We start from the raw sequence: 21,384 nt of genomic DNA, 5'->3' as shown, positions 1-21,384 counted from the left end.
GGAGATCCATCATGGCTGCCATCGACATCCGCGCCGTCCAGAAATCCTTCGGGACCGTCGCCGTGCTGCATTCGGTCGACCTGTCGATCGAGAAGGGCGAGTTCGTCGTCCTCGTTGGCCCATCCGGCTGCGGCAAGTCCACGCTGCTGCGGATGATCGCCGGGCTCGACGAGGTCTCCTCGGGCGACATCCTGATCGCCGGAAAACGCGTCAACGACCTCGAGCCGAAGGACCGGAACCTTGCCATGGTGTTCCAGTCCTACGCGCTCTATCCGCACATGACCGTCGCCGGCAATATGAGCTACAGCATGCGGCTGCGCAAAGCCGCCAAGGAGAAGATCACAAGCGCGGTCTCCAACGCTGCCGACATCCTCGGCCTGACGCCGCTGATCGAGCGGCGGCCGAAAGCGTTGTCGGGCGGCCAGCGCCAGCGCGTGGCGATGGGCCGGGCGATCGTGCGCGAGCCGCAGGCCTTCCTGTTCGACGAGCCGCTGTCGAACCTCGACGCGCGCCTGCGCGAACAGATGCGCGCCGAGATCAAGAAGCTGCACCAGCGCCTCGGCGCGACCTCGATCTACGTCACGCACGACCAGATCGAGGCGATGACGCTGGCCGACCGGATCGTCGCCATGGACGGCGGCTACATCCAGCAGATCGGCACGCCGCTCGACCTCTACGAGCGCCCGGCCAACCGCTTCGTCGCCGGCTTCATCGGCTCGCCGGCGATGAACTTCTTCCACGGCCGCTACCGCAGCGATGCTGCGGGCGGCGCCGCCCTCGATGTGGCCCCCGGCATCAGCATCGCCTTGCTGCGGCCGCTGGCCGTGGCCGAGGGCCTGGACCTCACCATCGGCATCCGGCCCGAACATGTCCTCGTCGGCGAGGTCGCCGGCGGTGGGGCACCGGGCGGCATGGTCTGCCCGGTGGAACTGGTGGAGCCGACCGGCATGGGGGCCATCGTCCACGCCCATTTCGGGGATACCTCGCTGAAGGCTTTCCATCTTGGCCGCATCGGCCTGAGGACCGGCGACACGGTGAAGATGACCTTGCCGGCCGACAAGCTCCATCTGTTCGACTCCAAGTCCGGACACCGGCTCAACTGACCGTCGCCAGGCACCATGCCGGCTGTCGGGGCAGGGCATCTGCCGCGCGGAGAGAATGCCGGCATTCGAACAGGACAAAAACGCGGTACGCATTGAAGGGGATCAGGGGATGGGGAACAACGGGAGTGGAACGTCGCCAAGTGGCGACCGGCTCGGGCCAGACGACGCCGGCACCGCCTGGCGGCAGGACGAGACGCATCGCGCCTGGCTGATCGCCGATGCCCGCCGCCAGCTCGGGTTCTTCGAGCGCTCGCTTCGGACCGATGGCGGGTTCGACGTGCTCGGCCTCGACGGCAGCCCGATCCCCGGCGGCCCGCAGGAACTCCACACGACGACCCGGCTGGTGCATTCCTATGCGCTCGGAAAGGCCGCGGGCTGGACGGGGGGCGAGGCGATCATCGATGCCGGCCTCGACCGTCTCTGGCACGGACACCGCGACACCCTTCACGGCGGCTACGCCGCGGCGATCCGCGGGCGCGAAATCGAGGACGGCACCAAACTCGCCTACGGCCACGTCTTCGTCCTGTTGGCGGCGGCCAGCGCCAAGCTGGCCGGCCATCCCGATGCCGACCGGCTTCTACAGGACGTGTCCGGCATCATCGACCGGCACTACTGGGACGAGGCGCACGGCCTTCTCCGCGACGAGTTCACCCGCGACTGGGCCCCGTTCTCGACCTATCGCGGCATGAACGCCAACATGCATGGTACCGAAGCCTTCCTCGCCGCTTTCGAGGCGACGGGCGAGCGCCGCTTCCTCGACCGCGCCGGCCGCATTCTCGACACCTTCGTCGGCCGCATCGCGCCGGCCAACGCCTACCGGCTGCCCGAACATTATACCGAGGCCTGGACGCCCGATCCCGACTACCGCGGCAATCCGATGTTCCGCCCGGCCGGCACGACGCCCGGCCACTCCTTCGAGCTGTCACGCCTCGTCCTCCAGCACTGGGACCTCGCAGGTCGGCTGGACGCCGATGCCCCCGTGCGCGCCCGCGCTTTGTTCGAGCGGGCCTTCGCCGATGCGTGGCGCGGGGATGGCGGGTTCGTCTACACGGTCTCGGCCGACGGCAAGCCGCTCGTGTCCGATCGCTACTGGTGGCCGGTGACCGAGGCCATCGGCGCAGCCGCCGCGCTCATAAAAGTGGCGCCGCAGCCGGATGACGAGGCGCGCTACCGCAAGGCCTGGCGCTTCGCGGACCGCCACTTCATCGACCACGACCGTGGCGGCTGGTATCCCGAGATCGACGAGGCCGGACAGCCCGTGGGGCGCCAGTTCATCGGCAAGCCGGACATCTACCACTCCGTCCAGGCGACGCTCCTGCCGCTCGCCCCGGGCGTCTCCCGCCTGTACGAGGAGATCAGTGCCCTCGCGCTGTAGGCATTCGTTGGGCCCGTGGTTCAGGATGATAGCGTTACTGGCCGGCGAAGCGCCGTGGCCAGAAGCGGACAAGCCGCGTGACGGGCCGGATGTTCTAGCGCGACTGGTCGAGAAGCTCGCGGTATTCCGCCTGCGTCGGGATGCGCGGATTGGTCTCGTGGCAATGGTCCTTCAGCGCCTCGCCGGAGACGCGCTCGCGCATCGCCTCGGTGACGCCGAGCGCGTCGAGGCCCGACGGCAAGCCGATGTCGCGCGACAGCCCGGCCATCACCTGGTCCGGCTCGCCGCCAAGGATCTCGGTCAGCACGTCCCATTTGTCGCCGATCGCCGGGCGGTTGAATCGGAGCACGGCGGGCGTCAGCACCGCGTTCAGCGTGCCGTGGTGGAGGTTCAGTTCGCGGATCGCGCCGAGCGGATGGGTCAGCGCGTGTACCGCGCCGAGGCCCTTCTGGAAGGCCATCGCGCCTTCTAGAGCCGACATCATCATCTCCGAGCGCGCCTTGCGGTCGCTGCCGTCCTTGACCGCCTGGCGGATGGCCTTGATGCCGCGCTTGAGCCCGTCGATGGCGATCGCGTCCGCGGGCGGGTTGATCGCCGGCGCCATATAGGTTTCGAGGCAGTGCGATAGCGCGTCCATGCCGGTTGCCGCGGTGAGGAAGGGCGGCAGGCCATAGGTCAGTTCCGGATCGCACAGCGCGACCGAGGGCAGCATGTGCGGGCTGATGATGCCGAGCTTGCGCCCTTCGGCGGTGATGATCACCGCGGCGCGGCCGACTTCCGAGCCGGTGCCCGAGGTGGTGGGCACCGCGACGAAAGGGCAGATCCGGCCGTGGATCCTGCCGAGGCCGCCCTCGACCAGCGTGTACTGGGCGATCGGACCCGCATGGCCGGTCAACAGCCGCACCGCCTTGGCCAGATCGAGCGACGAGCCGCCGCCGAGGCCGACGATCCCATCGCAGCCTTCGGCGCCGTAGAGGGCATAGGCGGCATCGACGGCCGCCTCGGTCGGGTTGGCCGGCGTTTCCGAGAAGACCGTCGGCCGCTCGGCGAAGAGGCCGGCGACTCGCTCGACCATGCCGCTTGCCAGGAGGCCGCGGTCGGTGACGAGCAGCGGCCGCTTTACCCCGAGACCCTCGAGGATCGCCGGCAGCTTGGCGACTGCGCCTTCGTCGAACTCGATGCGGGTGAGATAGGTGATGAGGGCCATGGATGCGCGCTTTCGAATGTCTGTTTCAACAGGCAGGAAGTCGGCTGCGGCACCGCAGACGCCGCGTTGGAGCGATCTACGCTGTGGAGCGCTGAGGTGCCGCACACTGGCAGGCCGCAATCCTCGTCGCACCATTCGTTGCGACCGGTCGGGTGGTCTCTCGTGCTCTCCCCTGCGGTCCGAGCCTGTGCCGCCGGGCCATGTCGCTGGCGGGAAACCTCATGTGTTCGGGGCGTGCATGTCGTACCGGTTCGTGTCTTGCACGGTCAACCGCTGTATGGGCCAGTCGAGCCTTAGCAGCCTGGACGTGGTCATTCCCCATTCCCGATCGGCGGAATATCCTACGCATGCTGATAGGGCCAAGCGATAAGCCGGCTCGCACCTGTGAGAGATCAGTACGAAAAAAACCGAGCATACATAAACATCGAAATGCCGGGCAAAAGGGAAGCGGGAGGGAACATGAACAAGCTAGGGGTCCATGCACTCGTCTGGGAGGCCGGCTGGAGCAACGCCGAGTGCGCGCGCGCTATCCAGCGCACCGCCGAGGTCGGCTACGATTTCATCGAGGCGCCCTCGCTCGATCCGAGCTCGATCGATGTCGACTTCACCCGCCGCCAGTTGGAGGCCGCCGGCATCGGCATCAACTTCTCGATGGGCCTCGACGCGGACACCGACATTTCCAGCGGCGATGCTGGCAAGGTAGCGCGCGGCAAGGCGCGGCTCCTGGAGGCGGTGTCGATCGCCCGCGACCTCAACGCAACCCACCTCTGCGGCATCCTGCATTCGGCGTTTCAGAAGTACGCGGTCCCGACGACCGCCGCAGGCGTCGCACAGTCCGTAGAGGTGCTGGCGGAAGTCGCCGAGGTCGCGGCGAAAAGCGGCGTGACGCTCGGGCTCGAGGTGGTCAATCGCTACGAATCCAACGTGCTGAACACGGCGGCGCAAGCAGTGGAGATGTGCAAGCGCACTGGCGCCGACAACGTCAAGGTGCATCTCGACGTCTACCACATGAACATCGAGGAGTCGGACGTGCCGACCGCGATCGCCGAGACGGGGAAATACCTGGGCTACTTTCACACGGGCGATTCCCACCGCGGCTACATGGGGTCGGGCACCATCGACCTCGCCGGCGTTTTCCGGGCTTTGGTGCGGTTGGACTACCAAGGCCCGATCACCTTTGAATCGTTTTCCTCGCGCGTGGTCGGGCAGCCGCTCGAGGGCATCCTCGGCATCTGGCGCAATCTTTGGGAGGACAGCGGCGATCTGGCGTCGCATGCGCTTGCCTATACCCGCGTCCAGCTGAAATCGGCGAAGGAGGCGGCGAAACAAGCCAGCCGGAGCCGGCTTCCCTGAAGCAAGGCGCCGATCTGTAGAGCACCAGGGTGAAAGTGCGAGCACGGAGGCCCTGGTGCGATCAGGAGGCTCAGCCGGCCTGTGTTAGACTGGCTGGGCCATTCCGGCAGACCGTCCGCCGGACGTTCCGCTGTCGGCTATTCCATGTTGGTATGGTTCGCGCGCATCGCCTCGGGCGTGACGCCGAGCAAGGTCTTCAACTTCAGAACCATCACCTCGAACAGCACGAACAGCGCACCCTCGAACAGCGAGCCCATCGGCAGCACCGACGTGGCCGCAACGCCCTGATCGTCGGCCATGGTCTGCGCCGGGATGGTGAGGACGAAGTCGGCCATGCCCGGCACCTTGCCCGACGGCTGCGCGGTGACGACCAGCACCTTCGCGCCGGCCGCCTTGGCGACGCCGACCAGCGCCACGGCGGTCGAGATCTCACCCGGGCCGCAGACGACGAAGAACAGGTCGCCTTCGCCGAGCGCCGGCGTCGTCATGTCGCCGATCACCGAGACCGATCGGCCGAGGTGGAACAGCCGCATGGCAAAACCCTTGACCTGCAGGCCCTCGCGACCGCCGGCATAGACGCTGACATGGCGCGCGTCCGCCACCAGCCTGCAGGCTTCGTCCACCTGGCTGTCATCGATGCGGTCCATGGCGACGCCGAGTTCATCGAGCGCGGTGCGGTACAGATTAGTCATGGTTTTCCTCCAGAAATGCCGGGTGAGCGTCGTGGATGCGCGCTTGCGCCCGGTGCCGGTATAGCGGCGGTCGAGGCTCTCGGCCTGCGACCACGGCGTCAGACGATGCCGCCACCGGAGCCCTTCATCGCGGGCCGATCTGCCGAGACCTTTGCCCGGTAGGAGCTGGCGCGATAGGCCGTGACCGGATCGATGGCGCCGCCCGCGTCGAGTCTGACTTTCGCGAGGATCGGCTCGACGTCGATGCGAAAACCGTCCTTCAGCGTTTCCGACGCCATCATGGCATCATTCTCCTCCTGGAAACCGTGCAGCGCGGGGCGGTCGACGAGCAGCGCCTGCGCGTAGGCGCGGCGAATCTCGTTGGCGGAACGGATCAGGCTCTCGATGGGATCGGTGACGTTGTGCGACTGGTCGATCATGTAGGACGGCTGCAGCGCATCGAGTTTCCCGGCGGCCTCGACCAGCTCGTTGAAGACCAGGAACAGACGGAACGGGTCGATCGAGCCGGCGTCGAGATCGTCGTCGCCATAGCGGGAATCGTTGAAGTGGAAACCGCCGAGCTTGCCGGTCCGGATCAGCCGGCAGACGATCTGCTCGATGTTGACGTTGGGGGCGTGATGGCCGAGGTCGACGAGACAGAACGCCTTCTCGCCGAGTTCCATGGCGGTGAGGTAGCTGGTGCCCCAGTCCTGCACGACGGTCGAATAGAAGGCCGGCTCGTACATCTTGTGCTCGGAATAGATCCGCCAGTCCGTTGGCAGCCCGGCGACGATGTCCTTCATGGCAAAGAGATAGCGGTCGAAGGCGCGGCCGAGATCGGCCTGGCCGGCAAAGTTCGAGCCGTCGCCGATCCACACCGTCAGTGCCCTGGAGCCGATCGCCGCGCCGATCTCGACCGTTTCGAGGTTGTGCGCCACGGCCTGCGCCCGCACCGCCGCATCGGTATGGCTGAGGGAGCCGAACTTGTAGGACAGCGGCTGGCGTGGGTCGTCCGGATGGTCCTGGAAGGTGTTGGAGTTCATCGCATCGAAAGACAGGCCGAGCGCCTTCGCCTTGGCGACGAGATCGGCCGGGTCGGCCTTGTCCCAGGGAATGTGCAGCGAGACCGCCGGCGTCGCGCGGCAGATGTCGTTGATCACCGCGCAGTCGTCGAGCTTCTCGAAGATGCCGCGCGGCTCGCCGGGGCCCGGGAAGCGCGCGAACCGCGTGCCGCCGGTCCCGACGCCCCAAGACGGCACCGCCACGGTGAAGCCGGCCACGTCGCGCGCCACGGCATTGATGTCGACGCCGCGCCGGCCCAGACGCTCGCCGAGCGCGGCGTAGTCCTTCTCGAGGTCGGCCCGGCGCAGGGCATTCTGGCTTTCGATCAGCGACGTCTCGATCCGCACGGGCTCTCTCCTCAAACTTGAGCTCTGCCCGAAGCGCCGGCCTGCGCATCGGGCCATGGCGGCATCGCTCAGCGCGTGAACGCGATCTGGTTGCCGGCGTCGACGTTGATGATGTTGCCGGTCGACTTCGCCGACTGGTCGCTGGCGAGGAAGTACACGGCTTCGGCGATGTCTTCCGGAAAGACCGAGCGTTTCAGCAGCGAGCGGTTGCGGTAGTGCTCCTCCAACTGGTCGGTCTCCAGCTTCGACGAGGCCGCGCGCTGCTCGCGCCATTCGCCGCTCCAGATCTTCGAGCCGCGCAGGACAGCGTCGGGATTGACCGTGTTGACGCGGATCCCGGCGTCCGCCCCCTCCAGCGCCAGGCAGCGGGCGAGGTGGATCTCGGCAGCCTTCGCGGTGCAGTAGGCGGAGGCGCCGGCGGAAGCGGCGAGGCCGTTTTTCGAGGCGATGAAGATGATGGCGCCGCCGAGCTTCTGCCGTCGGAACAGCCGGAATGCCTCGCGCGAGACGAGGAAATAGCCGGTGGCGAGGATGTCGATATTGCGGTTCCAGACCTCGAGCGTGGTCTCCTCGATCGGTGCGGCGGAGGCGATGCCGGCGTTCGAGACGAGGATGTCGAGGCCGCCATACTCGGCAACGGTGTCGAGAAAGCCCGCCTCGACGGCGGCTTCCTTCGTCACGTCGAGCAGGACGCCGCGGACCTGGTCGGCGCCGAAGCTTGTTGCGAATTCGGCCTTGGCCCCGTCGAGCGCGGCTTGGTCGATGTCGGCGAGCACCACGCAGGCGCCCTCGCTCAGCAGCCGGGCCGCGGTTGCCCTGCCGATGCCGCCGGCACCGCCGGTGACGAAGGCGATGCGTCCGGCGAGCGCCTTCGGCTTCGGCATCCGCTGGAGCTTCGCCTCCTCCAGCAACCAGTATTCGATGTCGAAGGCTTCCTGCTCTGCAAGGCCCTGGTAGGTGCCGACGCCGGACGCACCGCGCATGACGTTGATGGCGTTGACGTAGAACTCGGCCGCGATGCGCGCCGTCGCCTTGTCCTTGGCGAACGACAGCATGCCGACGCCGGGCACGAGGTAGATCACCGCGTTGGGGTCGCGCATGGCGGGGCTGTCGTCGTGCCTGCAGCGTTCGTAATAGGCGGCGTAGCCCTCGCGGTATGTCGCGATCGCGGCATCGAGGCCGGCCAGCAGGCCGTCGACGTCGCCGGTAGACGGATCGAAGTCCAGCACCAGCGGGCAGATCTTGGTGCGCAGGAAATGGTCGGGGCAGGAGGTGCCGAGGGCTGCCAGCGGCGCCAGATCGGCCGAGTCGACGAAATCCAGCACGGCGAGGCTGTCGTCGAAATGGCCGATCTTCTTTTCTTCCTGGCCGATCCGGGCGCGGATTTCCGGCATCAGTCTTGCCGCGATGGCGCGCCGTGCCGCGGGGTCGAGCGCCTGATGCTTCTGGCCGCCAAAGGCCGCCTTGCCGGCGAGCTGGCCGTCGAACCAGGCGATCGCCTTATTGATGATCCGCAGCGTTGTCTCGTAGCTCTCCCGCGCGGTGTTGCCCCAGGTGAACAGGCCGTGGCTCTCCAGCACCACGCCTTTCGCCTCCGGGTTCTCGGCGGCAAAGCGCGAGAGGTCGAGGCCGAGCTGGAAGCCAGGGCGACGCCATGGCAGCCAGCCGATTTCGTCGCCGTAGATGTGGGCCGTCAGAGCGCGCGAGTTCGTCGTCGCGGCGATGGCGATCACCGCGTCGGGGTGCATGTGATCGACGTGTTTGTAAGGCACGTAGGCATGCAGCGGCGTATCGATCGAGGCGGCGCGCGGGTTGAGGTTGAAGGTGCAGTGGCTGAGCAGCCCCACCATCTCGTCCTCGAAATCCGGGCCGCGATAGAGGCCGCGCAACTGGTTGAGCTTAGCCTGGTAAAGCGTCGCGAATCCGTCGAGCTTCATCGTGCCGACATCGCCGCCCGAACCCTTCACCCACAGCACGGTGGCCGGCTCGCCGGAGAGCGGGTCCTTCATTTCGACCTTGGCCGAGGTGTTGCCGCCGCCGTAATTGGTGATCCGCTTGTCGCTGCCGAGAAGGTTCGAGCGATAGAGCAGCAGCTCCGGCTCGCTCAAGCCGATCGCTCTCGCCTCGTCCCAGCGGTTGTCGAGCAAAGCGGAGGTGGTGGCGGACATGGTGTTCGTTCCCCGAGCGTCTGGCCCGACGCCATGGCTGTCGCGTGACGGCGTCGGTGATGCCGCCAAGCATCCCGGCGATGGTCCCGCCTGTCAACCAAAATGAGCAGAACCAGTCATGGTGCATCGCAATATGATAGATTGTGACTGAAAATGATTGACGATCGGGCGTTTTCGTTGGAGCTTCGGTTCTGGAGGAAATGCCGAATGCACGAACGCGAGCGCCATCGGATGATCTTGAGTGCCGTCCAGGGCCGCTCCGTCGCAACCGTTGCGGAGTTTGCGGAACTGACCGGGGCATCCGAGGCGACGATCCGCCGGGACATCTCCACCCTCTCGGGCCTGCGCAAGCTGCGCAAGGTCCGCGGCGGGGCGGAGGCGCTGTCGGCACCGACGCCGGGCGTCATCGCGGGGGAAAGCTTCGCTGGCGCGCAGACACGGCACGTCGCCGAGAAGCGCGCCATCGCCCGCGAAGCGGCAAGGCTGTGCGAAGAAGGCGATGCCACCATTATCAATGGGGGAACCACGACCTTTCAGATGGTGCACCATCTCACCGGCCTGAAGCTGCAGGTGCTGACCAATTCCTTCCCGATCGCCGACCATCTTCTGAAGCATTCCGCCTGCGCCGTGCTGCTTCCGGCCGGCGCCGTCTACCGTGAGCAGGGGCTAATCCTGTCGCCGTTCGAGGCCGACGGCATCGCGCATTTCCGCGCCCGGCGGATGTTCATGGGGGCGCAGAGCATTTCGCGTGTCGGCATCGCCGAAGCCGATCCGCTGATCATCCAGTCGGAACAGCGCCTGATGCGCCAGGCGGACGAGCTGGTCGTGCTCGTCGACTCCTCGAAATTCGACCGCCGCTCCAGCCTGGTGATCGCGCCGCTGGAGCGTTGCGCGGTCCTCATCACCGACGAGGGCATCAGCGATGCCGCCGCGCAGATGGTCGAGGCCGCCGGCCCCCGCCTCGTCGTGGCGCGGCTCGACGGGGGCGCCGCCCATGACTGATGCACTGACGGCTGGACCGCCCGAAATGTGTGCCAATCCTTTCTGCGGGATGGGCTGAGCCATGGCGCCGCGGTTCGTCGCCGTCGTCGATATCGGCAAGACCAATGCGAAGGTCGTGCTGCACGATCTCGACGAGCGCCGCGACATCGCTTTGCGGTCGGCGCCGAACAAGGTTTCCACCGACGGTCCCTATCCGCATTACGACGTCGACCGGCTGTTCGGCTTCTTCATCGAGGCATTACGGGAGATTGCGGCCGACCATCCCGTCGACGCCGTCGCAATCACCGCGCACGGGGCCTCAGCGGTTCTGGCAACCGAGGACGGGCTGGCGATGCCGGTGCTGGACTATGAGTTCGATCTTTCGGGCCCGGAAACCGACGCCTACGAGGCCATCCGCCCCGCCTTCGCCGAGACGCTGTCGCCGCGCATGCCCAATGGCCTCAACCTTGGCAACCAGATTTTCTGGCAGCAGCAGCGCTTTCCCGAGGCCTTCGCCACGGTGCGGTCGATCTTCACCTATGCTCAGTACTGGGCCTGGCGCCTTTCCGGTGTCGCGCGCTTCGAGCCGACCGGGCTCGGCAGCCACACCGATCTCTGGGCGCCGGACCGCGACGACTTTTCCGGCCTCGTCGACGCTCTCGGATGGCGGTCGCTGTTTCCACCGCGCGGCACGCCTTTCGAAGTGCTGGGGCCGCTGAAGCCGGAAATTGCGAAAGCCGCGGGCCTCGGTCCCGTCCCGGTGATCTCCGGCATCCATGACTCCAACGCCTCGCTGCTGCCGCACCTTCTCGCCCGCCCGGCACCGTTCACCGTCGTCTCGACAGGGACATGGCTCGTCAGTTTCGCCATCGGTGGACACCCGGCGCAACTGGACGCTTCGAACGGCACCGCCGCCTATGTCGACGCCTTCGGCCGGCCGGTTCCGACGGCGATGTTCATGGGCGGGCGCGAATTCGATCTTCTGACCGGCGGGACGATGGCCGAGCCTGACGAGCGCGATATCGCCGCGGTGATAGACGCAGGCATCATGGCGCTGCCGAGCTTCGTTGCAGGCTCCGGGCCGGTACCCGACAGGCCGGGGACTTGGATCATTCCAGGCATGGCGTCACCGGAAGAATTGCCGCCGGCGAGGCGCACCGCCGCCGCCAGTCTCTACGCCGCACTGATGACCGACACCGTCCTGCGGTTGATCGGCGCAGACGGCCCGAGCGTGGTCGAGGGGCCGTTCGCACGTAACGCCTTGTACGTTCGGGCGCTGTCGGAACTCACGGGCAGGAGGGCGGACGCTTCGCTGTCCAGCACAGGCACCAGCGGCGGGGCCGCCTTGCTGGCTCTCGGGCATTCAAGCGTCCCAGAAGCCACCGGGGTAGCCAAACTCGGCGAGGCCGCGGCGACTGGCATACCAGGACTTCAGGCCTATGCGGCGTGCTGGCGGGAGAATGCCGGAGTGGCGTCCGCCGGCTAGGTGATCTGCGTGAGAATGCCGGGGGCGGGCGAGGGCCCCCTCGGGTCAAAATGCTTTGGGAGGGGCGCAGCATGGATTTCACGGGCAAGACGGTCATCGTCACCGGCGCGGGCAAGGGCATCGGCCGCCATACGGCGACGCTGCTCGCCGCGCGCGGGGCAAAGGTCATCGGCATGGCGCGGTCTCAGGCCGATCTCGACAGCCTCGACGCCGAGATCGGTAGCACCAGCATCGCCGTCGACCTTGCCGATGCGACGGCCGCGCGCAGAGCCGCCGAACAGGCGCTGCCGGCCGATCTCCTGGTCAACTGCGCCGGCACCAACATCCTCGAGCCGTTTCTGGAGATGAAGGACGAATCCTTCGACCAGATCCAGGCGCTGAACGTGCGCGCCGCCGCGATCGTTTCCCAGGTCTTCGCCCGCGACCTCGTCCGCCGCGGCGCCCCGGGGGCCATCGTCAACGTCTCCTCGCTCTCGGCCTTCGTCGGCTTCGCCGACCATGCGGCCTATTGTGCCTCCAAGGGGGCGCTCGATGGCCTCGGCCGGGTGATGGCGAACGAGCTCGCCCGCCATGGCATCCGGGTCAACTCGGTCAATCCCGGCATCACCTTGACCGATCTCGCCCGCGCCGCCTGGGACGACCCGGCCAAAGGCGGGCCGATGCTGGCCCGCACGCCGGTCGGGCGTTTTGCCGAGACCGGCGACGTCGCCGAGGTGATCCTGTTCCTTCTGTCCGAACAGGCGGCCATGTTGAACGGCCTGGCACTGCCGATCGAAGGGGGCTTCCTTGTCAATTGAACCCCCGGCGACGGCTGCCCCGATCATCGCGCTGAGGGCGGTCGAGAAGGCTTTTGGTCCGGTGAAGGTGCTGCGCGGCGTCGATTTCAACATCCGTGCCGGTGAGGTCCATGCGCTGATGGGCGAGAACGGCGCCGGCAAGTCGACGATGATCCGCATCATGTCCGGCGCCCACCAAGCCAATGCCGGCACGCTGGAGATCGACGGCACGGTGACCCGGTTTTCCGGTCCCGCCTCGGCGCAAGCGGCCGGCATCGCCGTCGTGCACCAGGAACTCCTGCTCTTTCCGGCGCTGACGGTGGCCGAGAACATCTTCCTTGGCCATGCCCCGCGCAACGGTGTCGGCTTGCTCGACTGGCCTGCGATGCGCGACCGGGCGCGCGCCATTCTCGACCGGCTGGACTGCCCGGACCTCGATGTCGACGAGAAGGTCGAGCACCTGTCGGTCGCCAACCGCCAGCGCGTCGAGATCGCCCGCGCCCTGTCGCGCGATGCCCGCGTGCTGATCATGGACGAGCCGACCGCCGCGCTCGCCGAGGCCGACGTCAAGCGCCTGCTCGACGTCGTGCGCTCGCTGCGGACTGAGGGCGTCGGCATCGTCTATGTCAGCCACCGGATGAACGAGATCTTCGAGATCTCCGACCGCGTGACCGTGCTGCGCGACGGCAAGACGATCGACACCCGCCCCACCGCCGACGTCACCGAAGCGGCGCTGGTCTCGATGATGGTCGGCCGCGACATCGACCAGCTCTTTCCGAAGGAAGACATTCCGCTCGGCGAGACCGTGCTGGAGGTCCGCAACCTCACGCACACCGGCAAGGTCGCCGACATCTCCTTCTCGGTCCGTGCCGGCGAAATCCTTGGCATTGCCGGACTTGTCGGTTCCGGCCGGACCGAGCTCGCGCAGACGATCTTCGGTGTGACGCCTGCCACCTCCGGCGAAATCCGCATCGACGGCAAAGCGGTCACCGTCGGCAGCATCCGCGAGGCCATCGGCCACCGCATCGCCTATGTGCCGGAGGACCGCGCCCAACACGGCCTCGTTCGGCCGCAGTCGATCCGGGAGAACGTCGCGATGGCCATCCTCGACCGGCTGACCCGGAAGTCCGTGGTCGACACGGCGAGGGAACGGAAGCTGGCAGAGGAGGCGATCCAGCGCTTCCAGATCCGCGCCCGCGGCCCCGGCCAGATCGTCGCCCAGCTGTCTGGCGGCAACCAGCAGAAGGTGGTGATCGCCAAATGGCTCGCCACGGACCCGCGCATCCTCATCCTCGACGAGCCGACGCGCGGCGTCGACGTCGGCGCCAAGACGGAAATCCACAAGCTCATGAACACGCTTGCCGCCAGCGGCATCGCCATCGTGATGATCTCGAGCGAGTTGCCGGAAGTGCTGGGCATGAGCGACAGGGTGCTGGTGATGAACGGCGGCCGGATGTCGGCCATGCTGTCGCGCGCGGAGGCGACGCCCGACGCGGTCGGCGCGGCGATGATGACGGGACACGCGGCATGAAGGCCCCGACATTCTCCCGCCGCCTCTCTGCGTCCGGGCAGGAGGTGCTGCTGTTCCTGGCGATCGTCGCGCTGTTCCTCGTCGTCGGCTGGCTCAACCCACGCTTCGTCTCGGGCAACAACCTGACGTCGATCTTCGTCGGCAACGCCTACATCGCCATCGCCGCGATCGGCATGTCGATGGTCATCATGTCCGGTCACATCGACGTCTCCGTCGGGGCGCTGATCGGCGTGCTCGCGACGATCTCTGGCCTGCTGGTGACCAACGGCTACCCAATCTGGCTCGCCTGGCTCGGCCCGGTGCTGATCGGCGGCGTGATCAATGCCGGTCTCGGCGCCCTGATCGCCTATGCCCGCGTTCCCTCGATCATCGCGACGCTGGCGATGCTGTCGATCCTGCGCGGCGGGCTGATCACGCTTACCGGCGGCGCCTGGATCTCGGGCCTGCCGGCGGGATACCAGCTGGCGCAGTTCCGGCTCCTGGATGTCCCATCGCCGGTCTGGTTCATGATCGGCATGACGATCGCCGCGGCCTTCCTGCTGCGCTCCACCGCCTTCGGCCGTTCGATCTATGCCGTCGGCGGCAATCCGGAAGCCGCGGAAGCCTCCGGCATTCGCTACAAGCCGACCATCGTCAAGGTCTTTGCCTTGCACGGGCTGATCACCGGCTGTGCCGCCGTGCTCTTTGCCACGCAGCTGCAGGTCATTCAGTCCACCGTGCCGAACGGCCTCGAGCTGATCATCATCACGGCCTCCGTGGTCGGCGGCGTCTCCATCCTCGGCGGCATCGGCACCGTCACCGGATCGACGCTGGCCGCGATTCTGTTCGCCGCCATCGGCTCCTCGCTGATCTTCCTCAACGTCTCGGCCTACTGGCTGAAGGCGGTGCAGGGCATCCTCATCCTCGTCACCGTGCTCGCCGACATGGCGCGGCGCGGCCGGGCCGGCTGAGGGAGAGACACATGACGTTCCGGACCCTTCTCCGCCACGAGGCCATCCTCGCTCTGATCCTGGCGATCGCGCTGGCCGTCCTCGCCAGTGAGAACGAGCGCTTCTTCACCGCCGCCAACCTCCTCAACCAGGCGCGGCTGATGACCGAGGTCGGGCTGATCGCTGTCGTGATGACCTTCGTCATCATCACCGGCGGCATCGACCTGTCGGTCGGTTCGATCCTCGGCCTCTGCGCCATTCTCGTCGGCGTCTTCTGGAAGACGCTCGGCCTACCGCTGCCGGCCGCGATGGCGCTGTCGATCGCCGTCGGCACGCTCGCCGGCTTCGTCAACGGGCTGATCATCACCCGCTTCCGCGTGCCGCCGCTGATCGCGACGCTGGCAACGCTCGCGCTCTACCGGGGCCTCGCCGAAGGCATCAGCCAGGCGCAGTCGATCCGCGGCTACCCGAAATGGTTCTTCGAACTCGGCCAAGGCAATCTCTTGGGCATCCCGACCCAGCTTTGGCTGCTCGCCAGCGTCGCGCTCGTCGGCTTCTTCGTCCTGCGCTTTACCGCTTTCGGCCGCACCACCTACGCCATCGGCAACAACGAGGCGGGCGCCGCCTTCTCCGGCCTCGACGTCGTCCGGACCAAGCTGATGATCTATGCCGCCTCGGGTTTCGTCTCGGGTCTCGCCGCCGTCGTTTTCGTCAGCCGCGTCTCGACCACGCGCTCCGACATGGGCAACGGGATCGAGCTCGACGTCATCACCGCCGTGGTGCTGGGCGGCACCTCGATCTTCGGTGGCCGCGGCATGGTGGTCGGCACGCTGCTCGGACTCTGCCTCGTCCAGGTGCTGAAGAACGGGCTCGCGTTGTCCGGCGTCAAGGGCGACGGTACCATCGTCATCATCGGGGTCGTGCTGATCGCAGCGGTCCTGATCTCGAATTTCCTGAGCCGCTACACCGACGACTGAGGAAATGGGCCGTGCCTGGGAGGGGGCGGCTTTAACAACAACCCGTGGAGGATTTCGATCATGCGCACGCTTCTGACACTGATGCTCGGCACCAGCCTGCTCACTGCCATGCCCGCCCACGCGCAGAGCGCCTGGACCGGCGGCGACGACCAGCCGGCCAACCCGCTCGCCTGCGACGCCACCGTCACCGCCACGCCGCCCGGCGAATACAACGGCGGCGCGCCGACCTCGGCGCCCGATCGGAAGGGCAAGCCGCTGAAGGTCGTCGACATCCCGAAGCTCGTCGGCGTCGGCTACTTCAACTCGACGGCCCAGGGCGTGCAGGAAGCGGCCAAGGAAACCGGCACGATGACCGTCACCACCGACGGCCCGACCAAGGCGAACATCGACGAGCAGATCACCTTCATCGACAACTACATCACCTCCGGCGTCGACGGCATCCTCTTCGCCGCCAACGATCCTGTGGCGATCGCCCCGGTGCTGAAGCGGGCGCTCGAGGCCGGCATCAACGTCGTCGGCTACGACGCCGAGGCGGAGCCGGATGCCCGCCAGTGGTTCGTCAATCAGGCCGAGCCGAACGGCGTCGCTAAGTCGATGATCGACCAGCTGGTCTCCGAGATCGGCGAGGAGGGCGCCTTCGCCATCGTCACCTCGACCTTCACCACGCCGAACCAGGCGCGCTGGATCACCGAGATGGCCGGCTATGCCGAGAAGTGCCACCCGAAGATCAAGTTCCTCGAGACCGTCGAGGCGCAGGAGGACAACATCCTGTCCTTCAACCAGGCGCAGACCCTGATCAACAAGCACGGTGATGACCTGAAGGGCATCCTCGGTATGACCTCGGTCGCAACGCCTGCCGCCGCCGAGGCGGTGCAGCAGAACAAGCTCTGCGGCAAGGTCGCGGTCGTCGGCCTCGCCCTGCCGAACGCCATGAAGCCCTACGTCAATGGCGACTGCATCAAGACGACGATCCTCTGGTCGACGGTCGACCTCGGCTATGCCGCGGGCCTTGCGATGCGGGCCGTTGCCGACGGCACGTTGAAGCCGGGCGACACCTCGTTCAAGGCCGGTCGTCTTGGTGAGCTGCAGATCGTCAACCAGAGCCAGATTCTGCTCGGCGCGCCAAAAGTCTTCACCAAGGCCGACATCAACAACTTCGACTTCTAAGCGAGGCATCGACCAGTCGTCTCGCGCGACCAGGTCGATCGGCAAGGTCCGACAGGAGCCTGCCGGCAACACTCAACACAAAGCCGGCGCTAACTCTCGAAGAGTTCACGCCGGCCGATCCCGAGATAGAGTTCTGACATCCTGCTGAAGCAGGCCCTCGCTTCAGACGTCCTGCGCCTGCGGCAGGATCACGAGGTCGCGGATGGTGACATTGCGCGGCCGCGACACCATGAACAGCACGGCCTCCGCGACCTCCCGCGGCTCGATCACGCTGCCCGAGGCGATCGCCCGCTCGAGCCGGTCCTTCGGCCAGTCGTCGAGCAGCGCGGTCAGCACCGGGCCCGGCGCGACGGCGCCGACGCGCAGGCCATGCTTGATCACCTGGCGGCGCAGCGTGTGCACGAAGACCTGTACCGCGTGCTTGGAGGCCGAATAGATCGGCTCCCAGTGGATGGGCTCGTGGCCGGCGACGGAGGTGGTGACGATGATGTCGCCGGTCTTGCGGCCGATCATGTGCGGCAGCACCGCCTGCACGGTGCGGAAGACGCCGTTGATGTTGAGGTCGAGCATGCGGTCCCAGGCGTCCGGATCGCCGTCGGACACGTCACCCGCGACATAGGAGCCGGCGTTGGCGTGAAAGATGTCGAGTTGGCCGGCCTTGGCGAGGATCTGGGGCAGCATGCCCGCGACGCTCTCGGGATCGGTGAGGTCGACGATCACCGGATGCGCCGATGGTCCGATCTCGGCGCAAAGCCTTGCCAACTGGTCCGCTGCATGGTCGACGAGGAAGACGGTGGCGCCCTCGGCAGCGGAAAGCCGCGCACAGGCGAGGCCGATGCCGGATGCGGCACCGGTAATGGCGATTACCTTGCCGGACAGGATATTGCTCATGATTTCCTCCCAGAAATTCGGATGTGGTCGACGGCGTCGGCCGCTCAAAGTGACGTCGATGCGCGGTGTCGTCGCCGCCGGATAAAAACCGGGTTGGCGACGTCGGCAGCGGCAGGCGGGCAGGGACCTGTCCGCAATCGGCCTCGCCTCCGATGCTGCCTCAGCGGATCACAGTCGCGCGGCCGCCCCAGACGGCATTCCATTCCTGATGACTAAAGCCACCGCACGACTTGTGTAACTAGGCAATGCCATCAGTTTTCGGCATTATTGTTTTGTAACGCAACATATTGCGGTGGTAGCCGTCTAATTCCGGCTAAGGGCTTTGAGCGAAAAGGCAATCGTACAGCAAGGTCTGCTGAGCAAGGGTCTCTCCTCAGCGTTGGCGATGCGATTGGCATCCGGTCCCGCACATCGACGACAGGAGCCCTGCGCAGCTTGCCCATGCGCTTGGCATCAGGCGCGCGCCACCGTCGCACGGCGCCGTGCCGCCTCCTCCTGCCGGATGTCGATATAAGCCTTGGCGTGCCGGGCCAGCGGGAGGTTCTCCGTCCAGGTGTCGCGCCAGATCGCGCAGGCGATCGAGAGGCCTTCGTCCACCACGGCACTGGAGAAGGATTCGAAGGTGATGTCCCGGGCGTAGTCGATGTCGAGCAAGGCGTCGAAGATCAGGTCGAAGTTGATGACGCCGTCGCCGAGATAGCCGCGATTGCTTTCGCCGATGTGGAAATAGCCGACCTTATCGCCGGCGAGGCGGATCGCGGCGGCCGGGTTGGCTTCCTCGATGTTCATGTGGAACGTGTCGAGATGCAGCCGGACATGGTCCGAGCCGGTGGCGGCAACGAAGTCGAGGCCTTGCGCCGTGGTGTTGAGGAGGTTGGTCTCGAAGCGGTTGACCACTTCCAGCACCAGGTCGACGCCGGCCGCCTTGGCGACGTCGGCGGTCTTGGCGATCGCCGCCACGCTGTTCCGGCGGCCCCGCTCGGTCGGCATCGCGGCGTATTTCATGTGGGCGGAATAGAGGATGCCGCCGAGCTTCGAGCCGCCGACATCGCGCACCGCCTTGACGGCGCTGGCCAGCAATTCCTCGCCGCGTTTCACAGTGTCCAGATCCTCGCTGGAGACATCGGCGGTCGCCGGCAGGCCCATGGTGACGGCGATGTCGAGGTCGAGCGACTGGGCGCGCTTGGCGAGCCTGTCGAGGTCGAACTTTTCCGGACGGAGATAGGCGAGTTCAATCAGCTTGAAGCCGCAATCCGCCGACGACTCCATCGCCTTCTCGATCTCAGCCTGGGTCGAAACGCCGGTCCAGCAGAACGAATGGATCCCGAGACGACGCATGAATACTCCTCCCTGACGTCTTTTGATTGTTTATTCCTGCAACAAAATTGCATTCGGTTGGGATGTCAAGCCTGGCGTATCATCCCTCCGGCGGACGCGCGACTGGCCATTGCGGAGCAACGCATCGCCAACCGGCTGAAATCGTCATGTCGATGTGGGCAATGCCATCCACATTGCACTGCAGTATACGTTCGCATCTGCACCGAATAAGTTCAGCCTCTGCAGTCGGTTTGCTTTAATAAGACGTACGAAGGAGTGCAGTCGGCGCGCCATTGGCGTGAGGTGTGGAGGTGGAGATGAACTCATGTCTCTCCGTCGACCCTTCTGATGTTAAAGCTGAATTTGAATGCGTTCGCAACAAATGTTGTGCATCGGATTTTTTTACATTAACGTTCGGTCAGGATCTGCGGCGTCGAACGCTGCGGCCACCCGGAATGTCCCTTCAGTGGAGGGAGAATCCACCGCCGAAAAGGCGGGGCGTTTCAGGGTTCAACAGTCGGTCCCGGGGGGTCGACGGCTTTGGGAGGAATGAGCATGAGACGCGCAATTGCAGTGAGTCTGGTTGCCCTCGCGGCGGGGTTGATGGCAGGCCTCCCGGCCAAGGCCGACTTCTGGTCGGACGCCGGTGCCAAGTTCAAGGGCGTGACCTTGCACGGCGTCACCGAAAGCACCCCGCCGTCGAACTACATCAAGGACGTGCTGGCCCCGGATTTCGAGAAGAAGACCGGCATCAAGGTCGAGATCGAGACGACCTCCTGGGACCAGATGTACGACAAGGCGATCAAGGACATGGAGGCCAAGACCGGCATCTATGACATGGTCTACATCGAGCAGGACATCATCTACGCCTACCTCGCCCGCAACTTCCTTGTCGACGTCACCAAGACGCTGAAGGAGAAGCCGGAGCTGAAGGCGGAGGGCTTTGACGAGACCCACTTCACGACCTTCGCCAATTACTTCAAGGACAAGTCGGGCGACCTCTTCGGCGTGCCGATGGAAGCCTTCATCAAGATCTACCTCTATCGTACCGACCTGTTCGGCGATCCGGCGATCCAGGAGGCCTTTAAGAAGGAGACCGGCAAGGACCTGAAGCCGGCGACCAACCACGAAGAATACACCCAGATCGCGGAATTCTTCACCAAGTACGGCAAGGACAAGGGCGAGCAGCTCTGGGGCACCACCGCCCAGGCTCATACCGGCCACCCGGCGTCCTGGTACGAGTTCTTCGAATCCGTCGCGCCGACCTTCGGCGTCTACAACTGGGGCATCGACGCCGGCAACAACTATGCCGCCTCGGTCGCCAATGGCGGCCAGATGAACAGCGACAAGTCCAAGGCCGCGCTGAAATACTGGCTGCACCTGCGCGACATCGCGCCGCCAGAATCGGCCGCCAGCACCTGGACGGAAGTCGCCACCACCTTTGCCGCCGGCCGCGCGGCTCAAGGGCTGGTCTATGGCGAGAACGCCGCGTGGATTGCTTCCGACGCCGAGAAGTCGAAGGTCGTCGGAAAGGTCGGCGTCGCGCTCCCGCCGACCGAACCTGGCATCCTCGACGAGGTGAAGGGCGGCAAGGGCTATATCGGCTACTACGATGGCGGTGCCTTCGGCGTGCCGGTGACCTCGAAGAACTCGGACGCCGCGCTGCTCTTCCTACAGTATATCGGCCAGGATTCAGTCCAGGGCGGCTGGGCCGTTGCTGCCCCGCGCATCACCAACACGGCGACTTACGAGGACGCCGGCGTCAAGGACATGGATGCCAAGCTCGGCGGCTACTACACGATGCTGAAGAACGACGGCAAACTGTTCGCCGGCGCGCCTCCGTATCCGTTCCATGCCCAGGTGCGCGAGGCCACCGCGCCGATTTTCTATCGCATCCTGACCGGCGAAGTCGGCTCCGACGAGGGCCTCGACGAGATGGCTGCGGCGGCCGAGGAAGAACTCACCAACCTCGGCTACCGCAAGTAGCCACCCCGACGATCGCGCCGCCGCATCTCCTTGCGGCGGCGTGCTTGCCCTCGCGCG

17 protein-coding genes are annotated in these 21,384 nt (G+C 66.2%); 11 read left to right on the top strand and 6 right to left on the bottom strand.

What is annotated here, in order from left to right:
- Positions 1–11: 11 nt before the first annotated feature.
- Positions 12–1,103: an ABC transporter ATP-binding protein gene (locus tag ACZLZY_RS11265; protein WP_472933997.1), complete on the top strand. Its 1,092-nt coding sequence runs from the start codon at positions 12–14 to the stop codon at positions 1,101–1,103.
- Between the two features lie 109 nt (positions 1,104–1,212).
- A complete protein-coding gene (locus tag ACZLZY_RS11260; protein WP_472933996.1) occupies positions 1,213–2,478 on the top strand; it encodes an AGE family epimerase/isomerase in 1,266 nt (421 codons plus the stop codon).
- Positions 2,479–2,572: 94 nt separating this feature from the next.
- Here ACZLZY_RS11260 and gbd read toward each other — a convergent pair whose 3' ends face one another.
- Complete coding sequence (gbd, locus tag ACZLZY_RS11255) at positions 2,573–3,685, bottom strand: 4-hydroxybutyrate dehydrogenase (protein ID WP_472933995.1); 1,113 nt, start codon at positions 3,683–3,685, stop codon at positions 2,573–2,575.
- Between the two features lie 459 nt (positions 3,686–4,144).
- Here gbd and ACZLZY_RS11250 point away from each other — a divergent pair, with 459 nt between their 5' ends.
- Positions 4,145–5,038: a sugar phosphate isomerase/epimerase family protein gene (locus tag ACZLZY_RS11250; protein ID WP_472933994.1), complete on the top strand. Its 894-nt coding sequence runs from the start codon at positions 4,145–4,147 to the stop codon at positions 5,036–5,038.
- Between the two features lie 137 nt (positions 5,039–5,175).
- Here ACZLZY_RS11250 and ACZLZY_RS11245 read toward each other — a convergent pair whose 3' ends face one another.
- From ACZLZY_RS11245 to ACZLZY_RS11235, 3 genes are all read right to left on the bottom strand, one after another.
- Positions 5,176–5,730: an SIS domain-containing protein gene (locus ACZLZY_RS11245; protein ID WP_472933993.1), complete on the bottom strand. Its 555-nt coding sequence runs from the start codon at positions 5,728–5,730 to the stop codon at positions 5,176–5,178.
- A 98-nt stretch (positions 5,731–5,828) separates the two neighbouring features.
- On the bottom strand, positions 5,829–7,175 hold the full coding sequence (rhaI, locus tag ACZLZY_RS11240) for an L-rhamnose catabolism isomerase (RefSeq protein WP_472933992.1): 1,347 nt from the start codon (positions 7,173–7,175) through the stop codon (positions 5,829–5,831).
- Between the two features lie 11 nt (positions 7,176–7,186).
- Entirely contained in the window at positions 7,187–9,286 is a 2,100-nt protein-coding gene (locus tag ACZLZY_RS11235; RefSeq protein WP_472933991.1) for a bifunctional rhamnulose-1-phosphate aldolase/short-chain dehydrogenase, read from the bottom strand.
- Positions 9,287–9,493: 207 nt separating this feature from the next.
- Here ACZLZY_RS11235 and ACZLZY_RS11230 point away from each other — a divergent pair, with 207 nt between their 5' ends.
- The 7 genes from ACZLZY_RS11230 to ACZLZY_RS11200 all read left to right on the top strand — a co-directional run bounded on the left by ACZLZY_RS11230 (position 9,494) and on the right by ACZLZY_RS11200 (position 17,133).
- Complete coding sequence (locus tag ACZLZY_RS11230) at positions 9,494–10,288, top strand: DeoR/GlpR family DNA-binding transcription regulator (RefSeq protein WP_472933990.1); 795 nt, start codon at positions 9,494–9,496, stop codon at positions 10,286–10,288.
- A 61-nt stretch (positions 10,289–10,349) separates the two neighbouring features.
- Positions 10,350–11,753, top strand: a complete 1,404-nt coding sequence (locus ACZLZY_RS11225) for an FGGY-family carbohydrate kinase (protein ID WP_472933989.1) — start codon at positions 10,350–10,352, stop codon at positions 11,751–11,753.
- Between the two features lie 71 nt (positions 11,754–11,824).
- Positions 11,825–12,550, top strand: coding sequence for an SDR family oxidoreductase (locus ACZLZY_RS11220; RefSeq protein ID WP_472933988.1), 726 nt, complete (start codon positions 11,825–11,827; stop codon positions 12,548–12,550).
- Positions 12,540–14,060: a sugar ABC transporter ATP-binding protein gene (locus ACZLZY_RS11215; RefSeq protein WP_472933987.1), complete on the top strand. Its 1,521-nt coding sequence runs from the start codon at positions 12,540–12,542 to the stop codon at positions 14,058–14,060. Before ACZLZY_RS11220 ends, ACZLZY_RS11215 begins: the two co-directional genes overlap by 11 nt.
- Positions 14,057–15,010, top strand: coding sequence for an ABC transporter permease (locus ACZLZY_RS11210; RefSeq protein ID WP_472933986.1), 954 nt, complete (start codon positions 14,057–14,059; stop codon positions 15,008–15,010). The genes ACZLZY_RS11215 and ACZLZY_RS11210 overlap by 4 nt, the downstream gene beginning before the upstream one ends.
- An 11-nt stretch (positions 15,011–15,021) precedes the next feature.
- Positions 15,022–15,966: an ABC transporter permease gene (locus ACZLZY_RS11205; protein WP_472933985.1), complete on the top strand. Its 945-nt coding sequence runs from the start codon at positions 15,022–15,024 to the stop codon at positions 15,964–15,966.
- A 60-nt stretch (positions 15,967–16,026) separates the two neighbouring features.
- Entirely contained in the window at positions 16,027–17,133 is a 1,107-nt protein-coding gene (locus ACZLZY_RS11200; protein WP_472933984.1) for a substrate-binding domain-containing protein, read from the top strand.
- 162 nt (positions 17,134–17,295) lie between these two features.
- Here the strand turns inward: ACZLZY_RS11200 and ACZLZY_RS11195 are convergent, their stop codons facing one another.
- Positions 17,296–18,024, bottom strand: coding sequence for an SDR family oxidoreductase (locus ACZLZY_RS11195; RefSeq protein ID WP_472933983.1), 729 nt, complete (start codon positions 18,022–18,024; stop codon positions 17,296–17,298).
- Between the two features lie 453 nt (positions 18,025–18,477).
- Positions 18,478–19,362, bottom strand: a complete 885-nt coding sequence (locus ACZLZY_RS11190) for a sugar phosphate isomerase/epimerase family protein (RefSeq protein WP_472933982.1) — start codon at positions 19,360–19,362, stop codon at positions 18,478–18,480.
- A 534-nt stretch (positions 19,363–19,896) separates the two neighbouring features.
- Here ACZLZY_RS11190 and ACZLZY_RS11185 point away from each other — a divergent pair.
- Positions 19,897–21,327 carry an ABC transporter substrate-binding protein gene (locus ACZLZY_RS11185; RefSeq protein ID WP_472933981.1) on the top strand — a complete coding sequence of 477 codons (1,431 nt, stop codon included), beginning with the start codon at positions 19,897–19,899 and terminating at the stop codon, positions 21,325–21,327.
- Positions 21,328–21,384 lie beyond the last annotated feature (57 nt).

Source organism: Mesocryomonas lacus, assembly GCF_055730135.2.
This window is presented reverse-complemented; position numbering and strand designations above follow the sequence as displayed.

What these genes read in the sequence shown, in the direction of transcription:
- ACZLZY_RS11265 (WP_472933997.1), top strand. Translation starts at nt 12, where the DNA reads ATGGCTGCCATCGACATCCGCGCCGTCCAGAAATCCTTCGGGACCGTC.
- rhaI (WP_472933992.1), bottom strand. Translation starts at nt 7,175, where the DNA reads ATGGCCCGATGCGCAGGCCGGCGCTTCGGGCAGAGCTCAAGTTTGAGG.
- ACZLZY_RS11245 (WP_472933993.1), bottom strand. Translation starts at nt 5,730, where the DNA reads ATGACTAATCTGTACCGCACCGCGCTCGATGAACTCGGCGTCGCCATG.
- ACZLZY_RS11250 (WP_472933994.1), top strand. Translation starts at nt 4,145, where the DNA reads ATGAACAAGCTAGGGGTCCATGCACTCGTCTGGGAGGCCGGCTGGAGC.
- ACZLZY_RS11205 (WP_472933985.1), top strand. Translation starts at nt 15,022, where the DNA reads ATGACGTTCCGGACCCTTCTCCGCCACGAGGCCATCCTCGCTCTGATC.
- ACZLZY_RS11235 (WP_472933991.1), bottom strand. Translation starts at nt 9,286, where the DNA reads ATGTCCGCCACCACCTCCGCTTTGCTCGACAACCGCTGGGACGAGGCG.
- ACZLZY_RS11200 (WP_472933984.1), top strand. Translation starts at nt 16,027, where the DNA reads ATGCGCACGCTTCTGACACTGATGCTCGGCACCAGCCTGCTCACTGCC.
- ACZLZY_RS11260 (WP_472933996.1), top strand. Translation starts at nt 1,213, where the DNA reads ATGGGGAACAACGGGAGTGGAACGTCGCCAAGTGGCGACCGGCTCGGG.
- ACZLZY_RS11220 (WP_472933988.1), top strand. Translation starts at nt 11,825, where the DNA reads ATGGATTTCACGGGCAAGACGGTCATCGTCACCGGCGCGGGCAAGGGC.
- ACZLZY_RS11230 (WP_472933990.1), top strand. Translation starts at nt 9,494, where the DNA reads ATGCACGAACGCGAGCGCCATCGGATGATCTTGAGTGCCGTCCAGGGC.
- ACZLZY_RS11225 (WP_472933989.1), top strand. Translation starts at nt 10,350, where the DNA reads ATGGCGCCGCGGTTCGTCGCCGTCGTCGATATCGGCAAGACCAATGCG.
- ACZLZY_RS11210 (WP_472933986.1), top strand. Translation starts at nt 14,057, where the DNA reads ATGAAGGCCCCGACATTCTCCCGCCGCCTCTCTGCGTCCGGGCAGGAG.
- ACZLZY_RS11195 (WP_472933983.1), bottom strand. Translation starts at nt 18,024, where the DNA reads ATGAGCAATATCCTGTCCGGCAAGGTAATCGCCATTACCGGTGCCGCA.
- ACZLZY_RS11190 (WP_472933982.1), bottom strand. Translation starts at nt 19,362, where the DNA reads ATGCGTCGTCTCGGGATCCATTCGTTCTGCTGGACCGGCGTTTCGACC.
- gbd (WP_472933995.1), bottom strand. Translation starts at nt 3,685, where the DNA reads ATGGCCCTCATCACCTATCTCACCCGCATCGAGTTCGACGAAGGCGCA.
- ACZLZY_RS11185 (WP_472933981.1), top strand. Translation starts at nt 19,897, where the DNA reads ATGAGACGCGCAATTGCAGTGAGTCTGGTTGCCCTCGCGGCGGGGTTG.